Origin of the sequence: Clostridium pacaense, from assembly GCF_020709765.2 — a bacterium.
GTDB lineage: Bacteria > Bacillota > Clostridia > Lachnospirales > Lachnospiraceae > Enterocloster > Enterocloster hominis.
This window is the reverse complement of sequence record NZ_JAJFEB020000003.1, coordinates 347686-368981: the sequence shown is the minus strand read 5'-3', so window position 1 is coordinate 368981 and position 21296 is coordinate 347686. Positions and strand designations below refer to the sequence as shown.

General features: G+C 52.4%; 16 protein-coding genes and 2 pseudogenes. 6 read left to right on the top strand and 12 right to left on the bottom strand.

Annotated elements, in window-relative coordinates; translation table 11 throughout:
- Positions 1-31 precede the first annotated feature (31 nt).
- Together LK536_RS37760 and LK536_RS37755 are read left to right on the top strand one after the other, a co-directional pair.
- Positions 32-1753: a sensor histidine kinase gene (locus LK536_RS37760; RefSeq protein ID WP_025483142.1), complete on the top strand. Its 1722-nt coding sequence runs from the start codon at positions 32-34 to the stop codon at positions 1751-1753.
- The gene (locus LK536_RS37755) at positions 1750-2544 is read left to right on the top strand and encodes a response regulator transcription factor (protein ID WP_330507574.1); all 795 of its coding nucleotides are present in this window, start codon (positions 1750-1752) and stop codon (positions 2542-2544) included. The genes LK536_RS37760 and LK536_RS37755 overlap by 4 nt, the downstream gene beginning before the upstream one ends.
- Before the next feature lie 11 nt (positions 2545-2555).
- Here LK536_RS37755 and LK536_RS37750 read toward each other — a convergent pair whose 3' ends face one another.
- The 3 genes from LK536_RS37750 to LK536_RS37740 form a co-directional block, all read right to left on the bottom strand.
- The gene (locus tag LK536_RS37750) at positions 2556-2723 is read right to left on the bottom strand and encodes a suppressor of fused domain protein (protein WP_227795331.1); all 168 of its coding nucleotides are present in this window, start codon (positions 2721-2723) and stop codon (positions 2556-2558) included.
- Positions 2710-3879, bottom strand: coding sequence for a GGDEF domain-containing protein (locus LK536_RS37745; RefSeq protein ID WP_040381335.1), 1170 nt, complete (start codon positions 3877-3879; stop codon positions 2710-2712). Before LK536_RS37745 ends, LK536_RS37750 begins: the two co-directional genes overlap by 14 nt.
- 150 nt (positions 3880-4029) lie before the next feature.
- Positions 4030-4854: a MerR family transcriptional regulator gene (locus LK536_RS37740; protein WP_130789462.1), complete on the bottom strand. Its 825-nt coding sequence runs from the start codon at positions 4852-4854 to the stop codon at positions 4030-4032.
- Between the two features lie 41 nt (positions 4855-4895).
- Between LK536_RS37740 and LK536_RS37735 the strand changes: the two are divergent.
- Positions 4896-6119 (top strand): annotated as a pseudogene (locus tag LK536_RS37735) (MATE family efflux transporter); the annotation flags it as partial.
- 43 nt (positions 6120-6162) lie between these two features.
- On the opposite strand, the pseudogene LK536_RS37730 reads toward LK536_RS37735, so the two are convergent.
- Positions 6163-6363, bottom strand: a pseudogene (locus LK536_RS37730) (DUF6783 domain-containing protein); the annotation flags it as partial.
- Between LK536_RS37730 and LK536_RS37725 the strand changes: the two are divergent.
- Positions 6280-6453, top strand: coding sequence for a DUF6783 domain-containing protein (locus LK536_RS37725; protein WP_329602200.1), 174 nt, complete (start codon positions 6280-6282; stop codon positions 6451-6453). The pseudogene LK536_RS37730 and the gene LK536_RS37725 overlap by 84 nt on opposite strands.
- Here the strand turns inward: LK536_RS37725 and LK536_RS37720 are convergent.
- The 6 genes from LK536_RS37720 to LK536_RS37695 all read right to left on the bottom strand — a co-directional run bounded on the left by LK536_RS37720 (position 6437) and on the right by LK536_RS37695 (position 14235).
- Complete coding sequence (locus tag LK536_RS37720) at positions 6437-7255, bottom strand: response regulator (protein ID WP_506092104.1); 819 nt, start codon at positions 7253-7255, stop codon at positions 6437-6439. The genes LK536_RS37725 and LK536_RS37720 overlap by 17 nt on opposite strands.
- On the bottom strand, positions 7252-8946 hold the full coding sequence (locus LK536_RS37715; protein ID WP_227795330.1) for a sensor histidine kinase: 1695 nt from the start codon (positions 8944-8946) through the stop codon (positions 7252-7254). Before LK536_RS37715 ends, LK536_RS37720 begins: the two co-directional genes overlap by 4 nt.
- A complete protein-coding gene (locus tag LK536_RS37710; protein WP_025483148.1) occupies positions 8943-9983 on the bottom strand; it encodes an extracellular solute-binding protein in 1041 nt (346 codons plus the stop codon). Before LK536_RS37710 ends, LK536_RS37715 begins: the two co-directional genes overlap by 4 nt.
- Before the next feature lie 58 nt (positions 9984-10041).
- The gene (locus tag LK536_RS37705; protein WP_008721803.1) at positions 10042-11127 is read right to left on the bottom strand and encodes an ABC transporter ATP-binding protein; all 1086 of its coding nucleotides are present in this window, start codon (positions 11125-11127) and stop codon (positions 10042-10044) included.
- 12 nt (positions 11128-11139) lie between these two features.
- Complete coding sequence (locus tag LK536_RS37700; RefSeq protein WP_120057161.1) at positions 11140-12852, bottom strand: ABC transporter permease; 1713 nt, start codon at positions 12850-12852, stop codon at positions 11140-11142.
- Between the two features lie 177 nt (positions 12853-13029).
- Positions 13030-14235: an ABC transporter substrate-binding protein gene (locus LK536_RS37695; protein WP_227795329.1), complete on the bottom strand. Its 1206-nt coding sequence runs from the start codon at positions 14233-14235 to the stop codon at positions 13030-13032.
- Positions 14236-14674: 439 nt separating this feature from the next.
- Between LK536_RS37695 and LK536_RS37690 the strand changes: the two genes are divergently transcribed.
- Entirely contained in the window at positions 14675-16402 is a 1728-nt protein-coding gene (locus LK536_RS37690) for an ABC transporter ATP-binding protein (RefSeq protein WP_227795328.1), read from the top strand.
- Positions 16399-18153, top strand: a complete 1755-nt coding sequence (locus LK536_RS37685) for an ABC transporter ATP-binding protein (RefSeq protein ID WP_227795327.1) — start codon at positions 16399-16401, stop codon at positions 18151-18153. The genes LK536_RS37690 and LK536_RS37685 overlap by 4 nt, the downstream gene beginning before the upstream one ends.
- Positions 18154-18400: 247 nt before the next feature.
- Here the strand turns inward: LK536_RS37685 and LK536_RS37680 are convergent, their stop codons facing one another.
- Both LK536_RS37680 and LK536_RS37675 read right to left on the bottom strand, forming a co-directional pair.
- Entirely contained in the window at positions 18401-19777 is a 1377-nt protein-coding gene (locus tag LK536_RS37680; protein ID WP_227795326.1) for a uracil-xanthine permease family protein, read from the bottom strand.
- 71 nt (positions 19778-19848) lie between these two features.
- The gene (locus LK536_RS37675; protein ID WP_025483156.1) at positions 19849-21207 is read right to left on the bottom strand and encodes an 8-oxoguanine deaminase; all 1359 of its coding nucleotides are present in this window, start codon (positions 21205-21207) and stop codon (positions 19849-19851) included.
- Between the last annotated feature and the right edge of the window lie 89 nt (positions 21208-21296).

Below are 21296 nucleotides of genomic sequence, written 5' to 3'. Positions count from 1 at the left end.
AAAACAATCATTCATTATGGGGAGGGGCCTCATGGCAGGAAGCAACCAATACAGGGATTATATCAAGAGGTCTTTCCTCAGGTTTGCATTTTCCATCATTGCCCTGCTCTTCGTGCTGGTGGGACTGTTCCTGTTCATCAATGTGCAGTTAATCAGCGCAGGCGGGAACAGGAAGAACAATGCCCGGCTGGGGGCGGTCCTTGATAAGCAGGTCAGGGCTTATGAGGACGGTCTTTTGCGGTTCGGGTCGGATGACAGGATTTTAGAGGCTTTAAAAGGCAGGGACAGCGGGCGGGTTACCGAGGTAAACCGTCTGCTGTATGACTTTTCCAACGCACAGTCCATACGGTGCAGCTTCGTTCTGACGGACAGCGGCGGGGAGATTGTCAGCTCCAACCTGTTTGAGGGGAACCGGGAAATTTTCCTTAACAGCGCCGTGTTCCATAGCATGTTTGAGAAAATGGCCGCGGAGCCGGATAAGATCTTCACAATGCCCAGCAGGCTCAATTATGCCCACGGACAGGCTGGCGACCTGGCGCTGGCACGGGCAGTGTCCGGGCCGGACCGGGTGTATGGATATCTTTTCTTTGACCTGTCGGATGAGCAGATTTACGCGGCTGTCCGGGATTATCCGCTGGATGACGTCATCCTCACGGACCGGTACGATAACCTTATATTTTCCATCGGAAGACAGAGTGCCGACCCCATGGAGAAGTATCCTGCGGGAAAGTACAGGATGGAGTGGCAGAAGGGGAACGTGGTCAAGGTGAACGGAAAGCATTACCACGTACAGAAGGAACTGCTGCCCGAGAGCACCCTGGTCCTCTATACCCTGGTGTCCATGGAGTTCCAGCGCACCCTTGTCTCTTACGGCATGATCTTCCTCCTCATCGTGGGCGTTCTGATGCTGATCATGATCACGCCCCTCTCGCTGCGGATTGCAGGAAAGAACCTGGAAGCCATTGACGAACTGCAGCACGCCGTGGCGGAGATGGGCCGTGGGAACATGGACTATAAGCTTCAGGGGCAGGTGTTTGATGAATTCAAGGTGCTGGGGGACGCCTTCTGCAACATGGTGACCCAGCGGGAGGAACTGATGCTGCATAACAGCGAACTGACGGAGCGCAAGCGGATCATGGAGATTAAGCAGCTGGAGGAACAGTTTAACCCGCATTTCATTTTCAATGTGCTGGAAACCCTCCGCTATGAGATAGCCATTGATACCGCCAAGGCGTCAGATATGGTGATGGCCTTCGCTAACCTGATGCGCTACAGCATTTATTACGGAAGCACCATTGTACCGTTACAGACAGATATTGAATATATCAACGATTATCTGCTGCTTCAGAAAATGCGTTATAACCGGAGGCTGAACTATCATATAGACATCCCGGAGGAGCTGATGGGCTGTAAGATCCCAAAGCTCCTGCTGCAGCCAGTGGTGGAAAATTCCCTGGTCCATGGCATGAAGAACATACATTCCATTACAATCAACATCAGCGCATGGAAGGAAAACGGCCAGCTGAACCTGTGCGTGGAGGACAACGGCAGCGGAATCAGCGAAGACAAACTAAAGGAACTGAGGAAAGGGCTGGAACAGGAGGACGTGTACAGGGAACACATTGGCCTTTATAATTCCCACCGGGTGGTCAGGCTTCTCTACGGACCTGAGTCCGGCATGACCATCGAGAGCAGCCCGGGCAATGGGACCAGGGTAATTGTTACCCTTCCGGCAGATATGGAGGAAACATGATGTATAAAGTCCTGATTGTGGAAGACGAAGATATCATACGCAAAGGCCTGATGTTCATGGTGGACTGGCAGGAGGCCGATTGCGTAGTAGCGGGCGAGGCAGTGGACGGCCAGGACGGACTTGAGAAAATCAGGGAACACCGGCCGGACATCGTGATTGTGGATATCAACATGCCGGTTAAGGACGGCCTTGCCATGCTGGAGGAAAGCATATCGGAATACGGATATGACGCCATCATTGTTTCCGGCTACAGCGAGTTCGAATATGCCAGGAAGGCCATTGGGCTTGGGGTAACGGAATACCTGCTGAAGCCGGTTAATTTTAACGAACTGTACGATGCCCTGGATAAGATTACCAGGAAGCAGAAGGCCGCGGCCAGGCTGCGGGACGATATGAAACAGATTGATATGGAAAAGAAAAAGCTGGGCATACTGGACGGAATCTCCTTGGACGAAATAAAGGAAGGGAACCGGTACGTGGAATTCATGATGGATTACATAAGACAACACTACTCCTCCCGTGTTTCCCTCACCGATGTCAGCGAACAGTGCGGCATGTCCTGCACCTATCTCAACTCCAAGTTTAAAAGCGATACCGGCTATACCTTCAATGATTTCCTTAACCGCTACCGGATGCAGAAGGCCGTGGAGCTTTTGAAGGAAAATAAATACAAGGTCTACGAAATCGCAGACCTTGTGGGATTTTCCGATTATAAGTATTTTATCAAGGTATTTAAGAAATACGTGGGCTGCTCCCCCGTAAGGTTCGTGGAGGGCGGGCCCCCCGAATAGGCGGATACTCTTTATTCTGCCCTGAAATCCTTACGGTAATTGGGCCTTTGGATATCCAGTATCATGGGCAGGCCGCTGTCACAGAACCGTTTATCCAGGGTTTCCATGCCGTATTCCAGCTTATACTCAAGTTCTTCCCTATACGCAGGCACCACCATGTGCTTGTCAAACAGTCCCATCCCCGTCCTCCCGCTTCTTCCTATCTTCATAAAACTTCTGCTTCTTCATGTACATGTTCTTATCCGCCCTGCGGCAGGTGCTGAACAGGTCGGCATCCGTTTCCGCGTCATAAATGGCTGCTCCCCAGGCAAATGTAAGTCCCGGCATGAAAACCATTTTTTCAAACTCCGACTCCAGCCTGCTGACAAAGCTCCCTATCTTCTCCTCACTGGCTCCCGGCATCACCACCACGAATTCATCCCCGCCAATGCGGTACATGATTCCATCTTCCGGCCCCATGTTCAGATATGCCTGGGATATGCAGGTGATGTATCTGTCCCCTGTCTCATGCCCCATGGTATCATTAATATGCTTCAGGCTGTTCAGGTCAATGAGGATGAAACCCGTGTCCTTTTCCTTCTTAGCCGCAATCCGGTTCTTCACATCCAGCTGGTAAGCATTCCGGTTCTTGAGCCGGGTCAGGTAGTCCATGTTGGACATATCCTTATAAAAAGGATTGGATATGCGCCGGAACAGGTACCTGGACACCAGGCTGGCCATCAGGCTGAACAACAGGATGAATACAGGCAGCACCCTCCGCAGGTTCTGGTATACCTGGTACTGGTGGTCTGCCCGGAATTCAATCCCGACCACGCCGATTATCTCCTTCCCCTCATAAATCGGAAGGTATGTGATGAAGATTTTCCCCCAGTCCGTCTTCTTTATCTTATCCGGCAGTACACGTTCGCCATTCAAGGCCCGCTGCATGTCCGGATAGATTTCCCGCTCAATCAGATCGCCCGGATACCTGAAATCCGCATCCTTTGGTTCCAGGCAGTCCACCACATAGACGAATTCCCCATTGCCGTTCATCTTGGCCGTGTACAGGTACATGACGCCTGTAATCTCCTTTACCCGCCGGAAACAGTCATGCATCCTCTGGTAACTCTCCTTCTGCACATCCCCCGGAACGGACACGTGCTTAAATGTATCCGTGTCCATCCTCTCTCCGATATAGGAATAGATGTGTTCCACCTGGTCGTTCAGGCTGCGGAGCATATCGCTATATGTAATCCTGTACTGAACCATAAAAATAGAATAGGAAAGAATGGCCACAATGACCGCTGTAAATAACGATACCTGAACATCCACTCTCCGCCACAGCTCTGACTTCATAATAAAACCATTCTCCTTTGGAATACCCTTCCCCAAGGATTTACACAAATCCCCTTCTTTTTCCAGTATTCATACTGCCATTATAACCGCTGTACCCCTGTTTGTCTATGATGGCCCGCATCTTTTCCTTCCTCTTTTCCTCCCTTCTCCTTACCTCCCCCCGCATACGGGCACCATCACCCGGACCACATAGTCCTCATATCCCTTAACCGTCAGTTCATCCAACAGCAGGTCCTCATACCACATTTCCCCTGTAACCCACCCGTTTTCTTCGGCAAACCGTGTAATCCGTTTATATGGAACCTCCATATCCCAGGCATACCCCCGGTAATACATCTCCACATATTCACCGGCAGGGCGTTTCATGACCTTGGGGGACGCGGCCTTTTTCTCAAGCTTTGTATAGACCTTTACATACTTGTCAAATATTCCCTTTTCCAGGTCTTCCTTAAGGCAGATGGAGCCAACCGCCCCCATGGCGCCGTGGTACTTTTCCTGTTCCCTTACATGCTTTGCAATCTCCACGGCTGTCCTGCGCTCGTCTGTTGCCGTGATGTCGGATACCAGAAGGAACTCATCCCTGCGATCCACCAGCATGGGGACATTGAGGGGAGCCTTCCTGACCGCGGTTATGTTGTCCTTTTCATTGCGTATGAACCGCTTCATCTGTTTCAGGTGTTCAATCTCCCTGTCTATCTGCTTCTCCTTTTCATCCATCATTTCCATGAACCGTTCCGGCGAACGGTTCTCAATGTATTCCTTGATTTCCTCCAGGGGCATGCCCAGCTTCTGCAGCGCCTTGATGACCTCGAACACATCCATCTGCCAGACAAAATAATACCTGTATCCGTTCTCCTCCTTCAGCGCAGGCGAAAAAAGCCCTATCTGGTCATAGTGGAACAGGGTATGTTTCTTAACTCCCAGTATCCGTGCAAATTCTCCGGTTGTAAAATACAGTTCCGTGCGGTTTTCCATTTTTTCAATCTCCTCTTGACTATCGGGTAACCCTATACTATATGATAATACCTGCGGCTGAAATTTACAATAGAAGCAGGAGTATTTTTATGAGTCATTCATTATCAAAAAAATTTACCTTCGGGTCTTTACTGATGTTTGCCATGCCAACCACCATCATGATGGTTGTCATGTCCCTGTACACCATTGTGGACGGAGTCTTTGTTTCCAGGTTTGTAAGCACCAATGCCCTGTCCTCCATCAATATCGTATATCCCATCATCAATATCGTGCTGGGTTTAAGCGTCATGCTCTCCACGGGAAGCAGCGCCATTGTCGCCAAAAAAATGGGTGAAGGCCGTCCTGACAGCGCCAGGGGGACCTTCACCATGATCATTCTGTTAAATATCGGGGCCGGGCTGGTCATAGCCATCCTGGGCAACCTGTTTGCCACGCCCCTGTCCCTGCTTTTAGGCTCCAGCGAAGTCCTCTTAAAGGACTGCGTCACCTATCTGCGCTGGCAGCTGGCATTTGCCCCGGCCCTGATGCTCCAAATCCAGTTCCAGATGTATTTTGTCACCGAGGGACGGCCGGGCATCGGCCTGTTCCTGACCCTGCTGGCCGGGGTCACCAACGCCGTGCTTGACTATGTGCTTATCGTGCCCATGGGGCTTGGGATTGCAGGCGCCGCCATTGCAACGGTGACCGGGTACATGATTCCGGCTGTAATCGGCCTGGTTTATTTTTCATATGCAAGGAGCTCCCTGTGGCTGGTACGGCCCGGCATGGAAAAGGGGGAGCTTAAGGACACCTGCATCAACGGTTCCTCAGAAATGGTGACCAACCTTTCCTCCGGCATCATCACCTTCCTGTTCAACCTGGCCATGATGCACTTTGCAGGGGAGGACGGGGTTGCGGCCATCACCATCATACAGTACTCCCAGTTCCTGCTGAACGCACTGTTCATGGGCTTTTCCCAGGGTGTCTCGCCGGTCATCAGCTTTAACTACGGAAGCGGGAACCAGCAACAGCTTGGGCAGGTATTTAAGACCTCCCTCATCTTTACCCTCGTGACCTCGGCGGCCACCTTCCTGCTGGCCCAGTTCGGCGGAAGCATCGTGGTGGGCATATTCGCCGAACCAGGAAGCCCGGTCTACGGCCTGGCCCGCCATGGCTTTACCATATTTGCCTTCAGCTTCCTGTTCTCAGGCTTTACCATATTTGCATCCGCCCTGTTTACCGCGCTTTCAGACGGACGGATATCCGCCGTCATCTCCTTTGTGCGCACCTTCGGCCTTATCATCACAAGCCTTATGGTCCTGCCCTTCCTTATCGGGGTGGACGGCGTGTGGCTGGCAATTCCGATTGCAGAACTGGGCGGCCTGCTGCTAAGTATTCATTACATGAAGAAATACCGCGGCACCTATCACTATGCTTAGGGTGTGTTTGAAAATTGCTTTCCGTCAGCTGTGCGTCCCACTTTGTGGGAGATTTGGTCCCGATGAGGGAGGCGTAGCGGGCTACGTTGACCGAATTGGGACCAAATATGCCGCGAAGTGGGACGTGCAGATGGCGGGAATGAATTTTCAAACACACCCCAGGGCTACATTCCCTTTATGAACTTGGTAGGCGACTTAAGCGTGTATTTCTTAAACACGGAACAGAAATGCTTATAATCCGTGAACCCGGTGGCCTCGGATATCTCGCTGATCCGGTACTGTCTTGTGTTCAGCATGGCAACTGCCTGCTGAACCCTGTATTTATTCAGGAAATCCAGGAATGTCTGCTCCGTCACCTCCTTGAACTTCCTGCTGAGATAGCTGGCGCTGACACCCAGTTCCTCCGAGATTCCCTCGATGCTGATTTTCTCGGCAAAATGCTCCTTAATCTTCCCAATGGCCCTGGACACATACTGGTTTTCCGAAAGGTCCAGCTGCATGTAATACTCCAGGTTCATGCTCCCGCCCTCCAGCTCCGCCTGCTCCAGGGCGTATTCCACCTGCCTGGTGCTGGCAATCTCCTCCTCCAGCCTTTTCATGATGCCTGCCAGGGCCTCCTCGTCCACAGGCTTCAGGATATATTCACATACCCTGGCCTCAATGGCCCTCCTGGCATATTCAAAGTCCGCATAGCTGGTCAGGAGGATGCTTTTGAATTTCACCTGTTCCGACGCCTTCTTAATCATTTCAATCCCGTCCATAAACGGCATGCAGATATCCGTGATCACCACATCCGGGCGGCATTCCAGTATCTTCTCATATCCATCCTTACCGTCAGAGGCCTCCGCCACCACCACGCAGCCCATGGAAAGCCAGTCCGTGGTATACACAAGGCCCTTGCGTATCATATCCTCATCTTCTGCAATCAAGACGCGCAGCATCCATTTTCCTCCCTTTTCAGGCGCCCGGCCCGGTTTATTCATAACGGTTCCCGGTCAGCAGGCAGGGTCACCACCAGGGTGGTCCCATGCCCCTCCGTACTTCTGATTTCCACCCCGTAGGGCCGTCCATACAGGATTGCAATCCTCCGGTGTATGTTGTAAAGCCCTGAATGCCTGCTGGTATTCTCCTTCTGCTCCAGCATGGCGTTCAGCTCGCTTAAATTCTCCTGGGGAATCCCCACCCCGTCGTCACGGCATATCATCATCAGGTTTCCCTGGTGGATATATGCCTTCAGCTCCACCCTCAGGTTTAGCTGGTTGCCGAACCCGTATTTAACCGCATTCTCAATCATGGGCTGGAGGACCAGCTTTGGTATCCTGCAGTCCATGGCTTCGGGTTCCACCTCTATCTGGTATTCCAGCCTGGAACCGAACCTGCGCTTTAGGATGGTCAGGTAATTCTCCAGGTGTTCCAGATCCTCCTTCAGCGTCACCTGGTCCTTGCTCCCGTCCAGGCTGTAACGCAGGAGGTTGGACAGGGAGAATACCATGCGCTCTGCCGTGGCCGGCTCCAGCTTGCACATGTACCGAATGTTTTCCAGTGTATTATAAAGGAAATGGGGGTTGAACTGGGATTCCAGCTGTTTGTTCTGGGACATGGCAACCAGTTCGGTCATCTTCCGGTTATTCTCCATCTGGGTCTTCAGGCTGGCAATTGTCTCATTATACGCATCCGCGATAATCCGGAACTCATTATCGCTGTCAATCTGGATGGAGGTTTCCAGGTTGCCTGTCCTGGCGTTCTCCATCACATCCAGTATCCGGTAAAAGTCCTCTGTCTTTTTCTCCGTCACCTTCCTGGACCGCAGCAGCATCCACAGGGTCATGAGGATCAGCGCCGTAATTACCAGCATGCTGCTTAAGGACAGGGAAATGACAATGTTCTGGATGTCTGAGATGGAATAGACCTGGAACAGACGCCGGTAGGCCTGCTGCCTTGACACCAGGTACATCTGCCTGTCATGGGACAGAAACCGCCCCGCCCGTGTGAGGACGCCCAGGACCTGGTTGCTTTTGTTAATGAAATTATAGTTGCTGCCCGCGTATACCCAGCCATAGGAATCCGTGATGATGGTCTGTGTCTCCAGACGGTCCAGCACCTGCTGCATCTGGCTGCTGGGAATGGAACACACCACATACCCCACGGTCTGTCCCTCCCGCTCCACGCTGCGTCCAAGGACAACCGCGCCCTGCTGTCCCTTCCACCCGTCTGCCAGCTTCACGGCTGTCTGACCGGGCCGGTTGTCCATGTGCCAGAATATGCCCCAGGAGGTCCCCTCCTTCACATCCAGATATTCAGGCCGTCCCGGCTGGCTGGACAGCAGGATGTTCCTGTCCCTGTCCAGCATATAAAGGTTTCCTTTTATCTCCAGGCCGTTGGTCATCCCGTAAAACCCTTCAAATATCCTGGCCTTCCCCCGTGTATCCAGGGTGCCTGTAAACAGATCCGGCTGCCCGGCCAGGCGGACCAGGCCCTCCTCGTACTGCCCCAGGACCCGTTCCAGTTCCCCTGCCACATAGCTGTTGTCGGACACGGTAATGCTCCTTCTCCCATGGATAAGGGCTACCATGAACACCATCCCGCAGAGCAATGTGAATATCACGGCCGGGACAATGGCATAGGATATGAACATGTGCTGAAGTTCGTCCCTGAAATACTTCTCTTTTTTCATCCGGTCTCCCCTCCGCCTGCCACGGACCGGTAGATTCCGGCAAACCGCTCCAGCCACTGCTGTTTGTTACGGTTCACCACATCCAGGTCATCATAGATAATGTGCAGCCCGTCCTTATCCGGCAGATACTCCGGCTCGTCCACATCCTTTCGCACCGAACGTCGGTCCAGACGGTCCGCAATCATTGTCTGGGCGTCCTTTCCAGTGACAAAATCCACAAATTCCTCCGCTTCCGCCAGGCGCCTGCTTCCCTTCACGATACAGACCACATCCGGTGTGGAGATGACGCCCTCCTTCATGTACACCAGCCGGACCGGCTCCCCGTCCGCCACATAATGGGCTGCCCCTTCCTCAAAGGTAAGCCCCACCACGAACCGTCCTTCAGCCACTCCCTGATACACATCCGCGGAGCCGCCAAGAAGGCAGCCGTCCAGGTTCCTTACAAACTGTTCCACGTAATCCCAGCCATCCTCGGGATTCCCCTTTCCCATGGCGTAAAGCATATTAATCAGATGCTCATAGGCAGAGGATGAGGTGGACGGGTTGCACATGGCAATCTTCCCTTTCAGCTCCGGCTTTAACAGGTCCTCATACCCCTCCACCACCGTGTCCCCAATCAGGTTGGTATTCACCATGAGGACGCTGGGCACGTCCGTGAACCGGCTTAAATTGCCCTCCCGGTTCTTAAACTCATCCCTGACCATATCCTCATTCCCATTCACATAAGGCTCAAACAGCTCCTGCCTGGGCATGGTGGTGGAAAGGGAGCCGCCCCAGAATATGTCGCAGGCCGGTTCCCTGTGCTCCTCCACCATGGAAAGCAGTTCCCCGGTCCCCCCGGTCTGCACAAAGGTCTTCACCCCTGTCCTGCCCTCAAACTCAGACACGATGGGGTTTATAAACTCCAACGGATGAGGGCAGTAGATAACCAGCGCCTCATCCGTCTCACCGGCAGCCCCGGTCCCCCCGCCCGCGCATCCTGCGAGACAAAGGGCAATACCGATGGCTGCCACATATAGGTTCCAATTCTTTTTCATTAGTTTCCAGTGCCTCCCGGCCTTCATAAGCGGATGAATGTCCATACACTTAATTGTATCAACCAGCCGAAAGAATGTAAACCCCCTTGGGGTCGAAATCCAGATACGCCTTCTCGCCCACCTCGTAAATCCTGCGGTTCACCGGATTATAATCCGTTATCTGAATCATCATGTTCCCCACCATGACCTCATAGTACTGGTAGGAACCCATGAAGGTGGAAAGGCTTACCGTTGCCTCCAAAAGCCCCTGTTCCGCCAGGGTGGCCCCCTCCGGCCGGATGACCAGGGTGGCGTCCTCGCCGGGAGCCGCATGGGCAAAATTATTGACCTCCAGCTCCTGTCCCACCACATCAATCACAGCCTTTTCCCCGTTTACGGACTTCACCTTTGCATCCAGGAAGTTGGCCTCGCCGATAAAGTCAGCCACGAACCGGGAGGATGGGTGGTAATAAATCTCCCTGGGCGTGCCGATCTGCTCCACCCTGCCCTGGCTCATGATGATGATCTTATCGGAAATGCTCATGGCCTCGGACTGGTCGTGGGTCACGTAGATGGCCGTAATGCCCACCTTCTGCTGGATTTTGCGGATTTCCGTCCGCATGGTCACCCGCAGCTTGGCGTCCAGGTTGCTCAAAGGTTCATCAAACAGAAGCACGCTGGGTTCAATCACCAAAGCCCTTGCCAGCGCCACACGCTGCTGCTGTCCGCCGGACAGCTGGTTGGTCATACGTGACTCCATGCCATCCATCTCCACCAGCTTAAGTATGTTCATGACCCTCTCATGGATTTCTTCCTTGGGAAGCTTGCGTATCTTAAGGCCATAGGCCACGTTGTCAAATACATTGATATGCGGCAGGAGGGCGTAGCTCTGGAATACCATGGCCGTATCCCTTTTGTTCGGTGTCAGCGCATTGATATTCTCATCCCCCAGATAGATATCCCCCTCATCCGGGCTTTCAAACCCCGCAATCATGCGCAGCGTAGTGGTCTTGCCGCAGCCGGACGGTCCCAGCAGGGTCACGAAGGAACCCGGCTCAATATCCAGCGTGGTATCCTGTACCGCGTAAAACTCCTTCCCCGTCTTGGGGTCTGTATATATCTTGGAAATGTGGTCCAGACGGACGCCCTTTTTCTGTTTTTCCATGTTATTATCCTCCTATTCCTCAGCCTTAATCTTCCTGCTGACACCAAAGAACTTCATCATCGTATCCATAAGCAGCACAGCGCCGTATGTAATGATAATCAGTACGGTTGCATACGCACAGGCCACGCCGTAATTCCCTTTTTCCGCCTGCTCGTTAATCTGGCAGGTAATTAACAGGAAGTCCGGCGTCACCAGCAGGATGATGGCGGAAATAGCCGTGATGCTCCGCACGAATGCCGTTACAAGGCCGCTGAAGAAAGAATCCTTTATCAGCGGAAGGGTCACTGTCATGAATACCTTGGCCGAGTTGGCCCCCATGTCATATGCGGATTCCTCAATGGACTTGTCAATCTGGCGCAGGGCGGAGATACCGCTCCTGGTGCCGGTGGGAAGGCTTCGCACAATGAACACGATGATCAGGATAAGCCCGCTTCCGTAAAGGCTGCTCATGACCCCGGTGCCGAACAGTCCCCTTGCATAGCCGCGGATGTATCCGATACCTAAAACAGTACCCGGCACCGCCATGGCCAGCATGGAAACAAACTCAATGAATCCCTTGGCCTTGAACTTCTTCTTCACCACAAGGTAGGAAATCACCATGGATAAAAACGCGGTCAGGGGCGCTGCAATGGCCGACAGCACAAAGGAATCCTTAAATGCCTTCAGGCCGCTGGTCTTGAACATGTACTGGAACCACTTAAGGCTCAGGCTGTAATCCCTGCCCCAGAGGGTGAACATTGCGCCGAAGGGGACCATGATATACATTAACAGCACGAAGGCGGCCACCAGCCCGCAGAATATGGTAAGGGGCACGGTCACACTCCTGTCCTCAATCAGCATCCTCATGCGGGAAGCCTTGCCCGTAAGGGTGGCGGCTGTCTTCTTCTCCAGGTAATACTTCTGTATCAGGAACAGCACAACGGTCAGGGACAGAAGCACCACGGCCATGGCAGCTGCTCCCGTGGAGTCATAGGCGCCCGTGACCTGCAGGTAGATGGTGGTTGCCAGGGTATCATAGGAACCGCCGATCAGCATGGGGTTTGCAAAGTCCGCCACGGACTCGATGAAGGTAACCAGGAACGCATTGCCCAGACCGGGAAGGAGAAGCGGGAAGGTCACACTGGTAAATACCTTCCATCTGCTGGCCCCCATATCCCTGGTGGCCTCCTCAAGGGATGGGTCTATGTTCTTTAAAAGCCCCTTTAGCATCAGATAGCACACCGGAAAAAAGGTCAGTGTCTGTACAATGGCGATTCCCTTTAGCCCATATACATTGGAATCATAGATGCCCAAAAGCGACCTGGTAATGATTCCGCTGCGCCCGAACAGCATGATCATGGAAAGGGACAGCACGAAAGGCGGGGACACCACCGGAAGCATGGATACCAGCGCAAACAGCTTTTCCAGGATTTTTGTCTTAAGCTTTACATACACCTCCACATAAGCAAACAAAAGACCGATGGCCGTGGAGGTAAACCCGGTAATCAGCCCCAGCACCACCGTATTTTTAAATGCCTTCTGGAACCGTTCCAGACTCAGGACCCGCTTAAACACATCCAGTGTGACACCGCCCTCCTCGGTACGGAAGCTGTCCACCAGAAGCATCAGAAGAGGATACAGGATGAACAGCGCCAGGAAGATGAGCAGCACCACGATCATGCCCACCAGGATGGGGTCTGAGAAAAATTTCTTGCGCTCTAGCTGCGCGCTTTGTTTTCTGGCCACGTAAAGGCCCCCCTTTCTATCCGGGCCACCTTAAGGCGCCCCATTTCTATCCGGGAACGCCCGGGCGCCCCCATCTGCACAGGCATCAAAGGAGAAAATGCTGCGTAATGTACGTTCTGGCGCATTACGCAGCACTATCCTGTCAACCTATTCTATCATTTTTCTGAAATCCTTACCTTATTCTGTCAGGAAACGGCTGCTGTCCGCACTGTCTGCAGAGCTTCCCAGGGCCTCAAAGAAATCTTCCACGTACTTGGAGCTGTTTTCCTTTGCATCCTCAAAATCATAATCAATGGTATTATTCATATCCAGGCCGAACTTGGTTGCTTCTTCAGGCTGGGTTGCGTTGCTCAGCACCAGGAACTGGTAGGAGCCGTTCTCTTTTGCATGGTCCACACAGTCAGGAGACAGTGCGTACTCAATCCACAGCTTGGCAGCGTTTGGATGGGTGCAGCCATTGAAGATCGCGGTAGCGCCAACCTCGAAGGAGGTTCCGTCTTCCGGTACGATTAACTGGATATTGTCATATCCCTGAAGGATCTGGTAAATGCCGTCATGAAGGAAGCCGATACCGATGACACACTCGCCTGGGCCTACCATCTTGGATGGGCCGGAACCGGACTTGGTGTACTGGGAAATGTTCTTGTCCAGCTTCTTGAAATATTCCATTGCCTCGTCATGGCCCTTCATCTGAACCATGGTGTTGATGAGCAGCTTAGCTGTTCCTGCCGTATTGGGGTTGGACAGCATGATTAAGCCCTTGTACTCTTCCTTTGTAAGGTCATCCCATGTCTTGGGGGCTTCCAGTCCTAAACGGTCCAGCTCCTCCGTGTTCACCATGAAGCCCAGGATGCCTTTGTAGATTCCATACCAGCAGTCGGTAGGATCTTTGTAATTGTCATTAATCAGGTTCTTGGCGTTGATTGCGTCATACTGCATCAGCAGTCCGTCTGCAACCGCCTCATTATAAGGATCCGTGGTTCCGCCAAACCAAACATCGGCAGAAGGTTTACCCGCCTCCTCAGAAATCTTGGTATAAACTTCTGAAGTGGAAAGTCTCTGATACTTTGTCTTGATTCCGTACAGCTTCTCAAAGTTCTGGCATGCAGCCGACAGGTATTCCTCCTCACAGGAACCATATACAGTCAGTTCGCCCTCGGCCTTGGCCGCTTCAATCAGGGCGTCCATGCCGCCTCCGGCCGCCTCTGCCGCCGTGGTATCCGCTGCCGCCTCCTTGCTCTCCTCCCCCGCTGCCTCAGTTGCAGCCGTGGTGGCCGTGGTGGCCGGAGCCGCCGTGGTGGGATCTGCCGCCTTTCCTCCGCCGCATGCGGTAAGGCTCAGCGCCATGGTACATGCTAACAATAGTGCCAGTTTTTTCTTCATAATAAAACCCCTCCTATCTTTTCTGGTGTTTCCATCATAGCAGAAAACATGGTGGGGGAAAACCGTGATTTAAGTAATTTTGTCGTGATTTCTGAACTTGTGGTTGATTTTTTTATCAATTATATACAATTACAAGCAAAAATAAAATGCCCACCCTGTCTCGACCACAGGATGGGCGGTGTCCGTAAGGACATCTAAACCTTAACTTTGGGAGCATCCACTATTGGAGTGGGTGCTTTCTTTTACACTTCTATTATAATCAATCGTCATCATGATTTCAAGTAATTCTTAGAAATTCTCTCTTAAAAAAGAAGGAATGCCATAAACAATACCTTAAAGAATACCTCTTGACTATCGGGTTACCCTATAGGATACAATAATACGGTTATCCAGGGTAATGATACCTTCATACCACCCAAATCCAAAGGAGAGTGTTCAGATGCATCTGATTCTACATTATTTAAAACGCTATAAAATTTACGTATTCTTCAACCTCCTGGCCATCCTGGGATTTGCCACGGCCGAGCTTGGCATCCCCACCATCGTATCCCGTATGATAGACAACGGCATCATATTAAATGACCGCGCTTACATCTACAAAATGGGCGCCGCCATCCTGGCCGTGGCCGTTGCAGGGGGCATTGGAAACGTGCTGCTGGCCTATTGCAGTTCCCTGGTCAGCTCCCGGGTAACCAGGGATATCCGCAATGATATCTTTAGCAAGGCCCAGGAGTTTTCCCACACCGAGTACAACAAGTTCGGCATATCCAGCATGATAACAAGGACCACCAATGACGCATTCATCCTGATGCAGTTCATCAACATCATCCTGCGCACGGCCCTGCTGACCCCTGTCATGATCATCATCAGCATGTTCATGGTCATCCGCACCAGTATGACCCTTTCCATGGTCATCGGCGGCTGTGTGCCCATCATCTGCCTTGGTGTATATCTGATTGCCAGGACCAGCAACCCAATCAGCACCAGGCAGCAGAAGGGACTGGATAAGTTAAACAGGATTACCAGGGAGAACCTGACCGGGGTCAGGGTCATCCGCGCATTCTGTAAGGACGAATACGAGACAGGACGGTTTGGCCAGGCCAATGAGGACTACGCAGCCAATGCAAAAAAGCTGTTCAAACTCATGTCCGTGACCCAGCCATCCTTTTTCCTGCTCTTAAACCTGGCTGTTTCCATTGTCTTTGTCCTGTCCAGCAGGCTGATTGACATGGGAAGCCTTCAGGTGGGCAACCTGGTGGCTTTCCAGGAATACATGTTCCACGCCATGTTCTCCATGATGATGTTTTCCCTGGTATTCGTCATGTATCCCAGGGCTGAAATAAGCGCCAGAAGGATCAAGGAACTGTTAGATGAGGAACCCCTTATCCAAAATCCCAGGAATCCGGTAACCGATGGAGATGGCAGCGGCACCCTGGTATTTGACCACGTGTCCTTCCAGTATCCGGACGGTGAGGCGCCGGTCCTCCGGGACATTACCTTTGAGGCCGGACGTGGGGATACCATTGCCTTCATCGGAAGCACGGGAAGCGGAAAAAGCACCCTGATCAACCTGATTCCCAGGTTTTACGACATCAGCTCCGGCAGCATCCGCATCGACAATGTGGATGTGCGCAGATACGACCTGAAGGCGCTGCGGGAAAAAATCGGCTTCATTCCCCAGAAGGCTCTGCTGTTCACAGGCAGTATCAATGAAAATATCCGCTACGGGAAACACGATGCAGGAAAGTCCGAGGTGGAGCACTCTGCCAAGGTGGCCCAGGCTTATGATTTCATCACGGAAAAGCCAAAACAGTTTGAGGAAATGATTGAAGAAGGCGGGGGCAACGTATCCGGCGGCCAGCGCCAGAGGCTCAGCATTGCCAGGGCCGTCGTGCGCAAGCCTGACATCTATATATTTGACGATTCATTTTCCGCCCTGGACTTTAAAACAGACGCCAACCTGAGAAAACAGCTGAAGTATGAAACAAAAGACGCCATTACCCTGATTGTGGCCCAAAGGGTCACATCCATCATGGATGCAACCAGGATCATCGTGCTGAACGAGGGCGCGGTGGTTGGGATGGGCACCCACAGGGAGCTGCTTAAAACCTGCAGTATTTACCATGAAATCGCCTTAAGCCAGCTGTCAGAGGAGGAATTAGCATGAAAATGAACACCACAGGAATGAGACGCCTAATCCCATACCTGAAAAAATACCGCTTTAAGATTACCGGGGCCATCCTGCTGATAATAGCCGCCTCATGTCTCATAGCCTTAAGCCCTACTTTGGAAGGCATGATAACCACCCAGCTGTTTCAGGATGTGACAGCCGGACACGGGGTGAATTTCACGGTCATATACAGGATTGTGGCAGTTTTGCTGCTTGTCTATGTCACGGGAGCCATCTGCAACTGCTCCTATCAGTTCCTTTTAACCGATGCCATCCAGAGCGCCATGGTGGATTTGAGGAACGATGTGGAGAGCAAGATCAGGCGGCTGCCCATCGCCTACTTTGACCAGCATCCCCTGGGGGATACCATGAGCCGGGTCAGCAACGACATGGAAACCATATCCAATGCCCTGCAGCAAAGCTTTGCCCAGATACTGAACGCCATCTTAGGGCTGACCCTAGCTGTTGCCATGATGTTCTCCATCCAGTGGAAGATGGCCCTGGCCTCCATGCTGATCATCGTTGGCTCCGTGGTCATTTCCAAGATGATTGTAAAAAAATCCCAGCCCCTGTTCGAAAAACAGCAGAACTCCCTGGGCAGCCTGAGCGGCGTGGTTCAGGAAAGCTTTACCGGATTTAATGAAATCAAGCTCTTCGGCAAACAGGAGGACGCCCTGGCTGACTTCATGGCTGCCAACAGCGAACTCTGCCAGAACGGATTCAAGGCCCAGTTCATCAGCGGCCTTATGTCTCCCCTGGTATCCTTCATCACCTATGTGGGCATTGGCTGCATCGCCATCATGGGCGCGCTGTACGCCTTGTCCGGGGTCATTGCCGTTGGACAGCTGCAGGCTTTCATCCGTTATATCTGGCAGGTCAACCAGCCATTGTCCCAGATGACACAGCTGTCATCCGCCCTCCAGTCCTCTGCTGCCGCCGTGCACAGGGTATTTGAATTCTTAAACGAGGAGGAAGAACCGGAGGACGAACACTGTCAGGCAGCGCCGGAGCATGTGGAAGGAAACGTGACATTTGAAAATGTACACTTCTCCTACACACCGGAGAAGCCGCTGCTTCAGGGGCTGAATGCCCAGGTAAAAAGCGGGCAGATGGTTGCCATCGTAGGACCTACCGGAGTGGGGAAAACCACCCTGATTAACCTGCTGATGCGGTTCTATGATGTAACCGGGGGCGCCATCCTCATAGACGGCATTGACATCCGCCACATGAAACGCAAGGACCTCCGCTCCAAATTCGGCATGGTGCTTCAGGATACCTGGCTGTTCAAGGGAACCATCCGGGACAATATTGCCTACGGCAAGGATGATGCCACGGACGCCGATGTGATCCGGGCCGCAAAAATTGCCAATGTCCATCACTTCATCAAGACACTGCCAGAAGGCTATGACATGATATTGAATGAAGAGTCCAGCAACATTTCCCAGGGTGAGAAACAGCTTTTAACCATTGCACGGGCCGTGCTGTGCGACCCGCCCATCCTTATCCTGGACGAGGCAACCAGCTCGGTTGACACCCGTTTGGAGCACATGCTTCAGGACGCCATGCAGAACATCATGAAAGGACGCACCTCCTTTGTGATTGCCCACCGCCTGTCCACCATCCGCAATGCGGATTTAATCCTTGTGATGCGGGACGGCAATATCGTGGAACAGGGAACCCATGAGGAACTGCTTGGGAAGCAGGGGTATTATGAGCAGCTTTATCATGCGCAGTTTGCAGAGGTGTGATTGGAGGGGACGGTGCGAAAGCGGATGGCAGATAATCCCCAAAAGCTGCTTAACATGATTCCTGATATCGTATATAGGTACTTCTGTCAGAACAGTTAACAAAAATGCAGGAAGAAACGACACCTCTTCCTGCATTTTCCGTATTATTTTAAATACATTGATCCCTACCGCATTATGATGACATATCCTTACCGCATTATCATAGTACATCCATCCTGTATTATGCTAACACATCCATGCCCCATCACTATGACACATTCATCTGCACCGCATTCTCCTGTACCTCTTCCTCCTGTGTTTCCTCCTCAGGAAGGATCAGGTTCAGCGTCACGGCAGTGATGGTAGCTATCACAACCGCTGATTCCCCGAATATGGTCTTTGCCCAGTCAGGGAACAGGGCCAGACAGCCGTTGGCCTGGATTACGCCGATTCCCAGCGCTACTGCAATGCCGACCACGGATGTATTCCTGGCTGTCAGCTTTTCCTTTGTGATCAGCTTGATTCCTGTCATGGTTATCATGGCAAACACGGACACCGTGGCGCCTCCCAGCACGCAGGACGGAATGGTGGTGAGAAGGGACGCAAACTTGGGTATGAAGCCCGCTGCCAGGATAATGACGGCGGCCAGTCCCAGGACGCACCGGTTCACCACCCTGGTCATGATTACGATTCCCACGTTCTGGCTGAAGGTTGCTGTTGGCAGGCCTCCCATGAAGGCGCCTATGATGCTGGCAATCCCATTGCCGATGATACCGCCGCACATCTCACGCCTGGTAGGCTCCCTGTCAAGGCCGCCTCCTGCCGTGGAAGTAAAGTCTCCGATTGCCTCCACCGAACTGACCACATACATGATTAACATGGAAATGATGGAAGTTAGTTCAAACTTCATGCCAAAGTGCATGGGCATAGTAAACTGGAACCAGCCTGCTGCGCCCACATTTTCAAAGGATACCATTCCCATGGCCAGGGCTGCAATATATCCGAATATCATTCCCATAAGGATGGAAGCCAGTTTACAGATCCCTTTGGTAAAATAATTAAAGAACAATACAATGGCCAGGGTGACAATGGCCACCATCCAGTTTCTGGGACTTCCGAAATCCTCAGCGCCCGTGCCGCCTGCCATGTAGCTGACAGCGGTTGGATACAGGGATAATCCAATGGTAAATACCACCGTGCCTGTCACCAAGGGCGGGAACAGCTTTGTAAGCTTTTTATAAAACAGTCCAACTGCCACGGCCCCCAGGCCCCCTGCCAGCTGCGCGCCGAATATGGTGGGCAGGTCAAACCGGCTTCCAAGGGAGATTAACAGCGGTATGTAGGCAAAGCTGGCGCCCATGATCACAGGCAGCCCGGAACCGCAGAACCGGCCCAGCGGGAACAGCTGTAAAAGTGTGGCTATGCCTGAAATCAGAAGTGCTGACTGAATCAGTATGATCTGTTCAGATGCCCCCAGGCCGGTCACACCGGCAAGGATGATGGCCGGGGTCACACATCCCACAATCATGGCAACCACATGCTGGACTGCCAGGGGAAGCGCCTCCAGGAAACGGGGCATTCCATTTAATTCAGTTACCTTTGCAAATGATTTCGTCTTAATCGTCTTATCCATATCTATCGTCATACCTCTCTATTCTCATATGATGACAGAGCGGCTGCATTCCCGGCCGCTCTGTTTTGGCGGTTGGGAAATCCTTACCGATTGATATATTCCCTTACAACTGCATTGGCTTTCTCCACAATCCTGTCCTCATCCACACAGGCCAGCCGTCCATCCCTGACCACGATCTGGCCGTCCACCACCGTGTAATCCACGCTGCCCTTAAGGCCAACGGTTGAGAGCACGGACGCCGGGTCAAACTGGGCGCCCACCATCTCGATGCGCTCCATATCCACCAGGAAAAAGTCAGCGGCCATTCCCACTGCAATCTGTCCCAGTTCATCCCGTCCAAGAATCCTGGCGCTTCCCCTGGTAGCCATCTTAAGGATCTCATAGCCAGAAGGCGCCTTCTGGCTCCAGGTTAAGCGGTGCAGCAGATAAGCCACGCGCATCTCTTCCAGCAGGTTGGAACCGTCATTGCTGGCGGAACCGTCCACGGCCAGTCCCGTGGGAACCCCCAGTTCCAGCATCCTTGGAATGGATGCAACGCCGGATGACAGCTTCATGTTGGAAACCGGGCAATGGGCAACCCCGGTTCCCGTGCCGGCAAGTAGCTTTAACTCCTCGTCATTAAAATGGATTCCATGGGCATACCATACATCCGGCCCAATCCAGCCAAGGCTCTCCATATAAGCCAATGGCCGCATCCCGAAATGGGACAGTGTAAACTGCTCCTCATCCTTTGTCTCCGCCAGATGGGTGTGGAGCCGTACCTTAAGCTTCCTTGCCAGTACAGCGGACTCCCTAAGAAGTTCGCCAGTCACACTGAAGGGTGAACAGGGGGCAAGGGCCACCTGGTGCATGGAATACCGGCTGCTGTCATGGTACTTTTTCACTGCTTCTTCCGAATCCTTTAATATCTCATCCACGGTCTGGACCACGGTGTCCGGAGGCAGCCCGCCGTCCTTCACGCTCAGGTCCATGCTTCCCCTGGTGGCGTGAAAACGCATGCCAAGGGCGTCAGCCGCCCCAAACTGGGCGTCCAGAAGAGACATTCCCGTGTCCTTCGGGAACACATAGTGATGGTCCAGACAGGTAGTGCACCCGGTCTTTAACAGTTCACCCATTCCTGTAAGCGAACTGTAATAAACCACGTCCTCATCCACGTGTTTCCAAATCTCATATAAAGTTTTCAGCCATGGAAATAATTCCATGTTCTGTACCTGCGGTAAATTGCGGCTGAAGGTCTGATATAAATGATGGTGTGTATTGATAAGACCTGGATACATCACCATATTAGATGCGTCAATCACATCCTCTGCTGTTTCTTCCACCGGGCCGATTGCCTCAATCACTCCGTCCCGGATGAACACATCCACTCCGTCAAGCAGTCTGTCATTTGCGTCACATGTCACAAGATGCTTAACGTTTTTTACTAACAGGGTTCCTCTCATACTTACCTCCTGATGTAAATTCCTAAACAATCTTTGCTTCATAGACTATATGACTGGTATACTGCCGGCGGCACGGGTGTCCACGATGC

Coding starts and splice junctions, on each gene's coding strand:
- LK536_RS37740 (WP_130789462.1), bottom strand. CDS start 4,854: ATGGAAAACCGCACGGAACTGTATTTTACAACCGGAGAATTTGCACGG.
- LK536_RS37675 (WP_025483156.1), bottom strand. CDS start 21,207: ATGAGAGGAACCCTGTTAGTAAAAAACGTTAAGCATCTTGTGACATGT.
- LK536_RS37705 (WP_008721803.1), bottom strand. CDS start 11,127: ATGGAAAAACAGAAAAAGGGCGTCCGTCTGGACCACATTTCCAAGATA.
- LK536_RS37680 (WP_227795326.1), bottom strand. CDS start 19,777: ATGACGATAGATATGGATAAGACGATTAAGACGAAATCATTTGCAAAG.
- LK536_RS37685 (WP_227795327.1), top strand. CDS start 16,399: ATGAAAATGAACACCACAGGAATGAGACGCCTAATCCCATACCTGAAA.
- LK536_RS37695 (WP_227795329.1), bottom strand. CDS start 14,235: ATGAAGAAAAAACTGGCACTATTGTTAGCATGTACCATGGCGCTGAGC.
- LK536_RS37710 (WP_025483148.1), bottom strand. CDS start 9,983: ATGAAAAAGAATTGGAACCTATATGTGGCAGCCATCGGTATTGCCCTT.
- LK536_RS37760 (WP_025483142.1), top strand. CDS start 32: ATGGCAGGAAGCAACCAATACAGGGATTATATCAAGAGGTCTTTCCTC.
- LK536_RS37750 (WP_227795331.1), bottom strand. CDS start 2,723: ATGGGACTGTTTGACAAGCACATGGTGGTGCCTGCGTATAGGGAAGAA.
- LK536_RS37755 (WP_330507574.1), top strand. CDS start 1,750: ATGATGTATAAAGTCCTGATTGTGGAAGACGAAGATATCATACGCAAA.
- LK536_RS37720 (WP_506092104.1), bottom strand. CDS start 7,255: ATGAATAAACCGGGCCGGGCGCCTGAAAAGGGAGGAAAATGGATGCTG.
- LK536_RS37715 (WP_227795330.1), bottom strand. CDS start 8,946: ATGAAAAAAGAGAAGTATTTCAGGGACGAACTTCAGCACATGTTCATA.
- LK536_RS37690 (WP_227795328.1), top strand. CDS start 14,675: ATGCATCTGATTCTACATTATTTAAAACGCTATAAAATTTACGTATTC.
- LK536_RS37745 (WP_040381335.1), bottom strand. CDS start 3,879: ATGAAGTCAGAGCTGTGGCGGAGAGTGGATGTTCAGGTATCGTTATTT.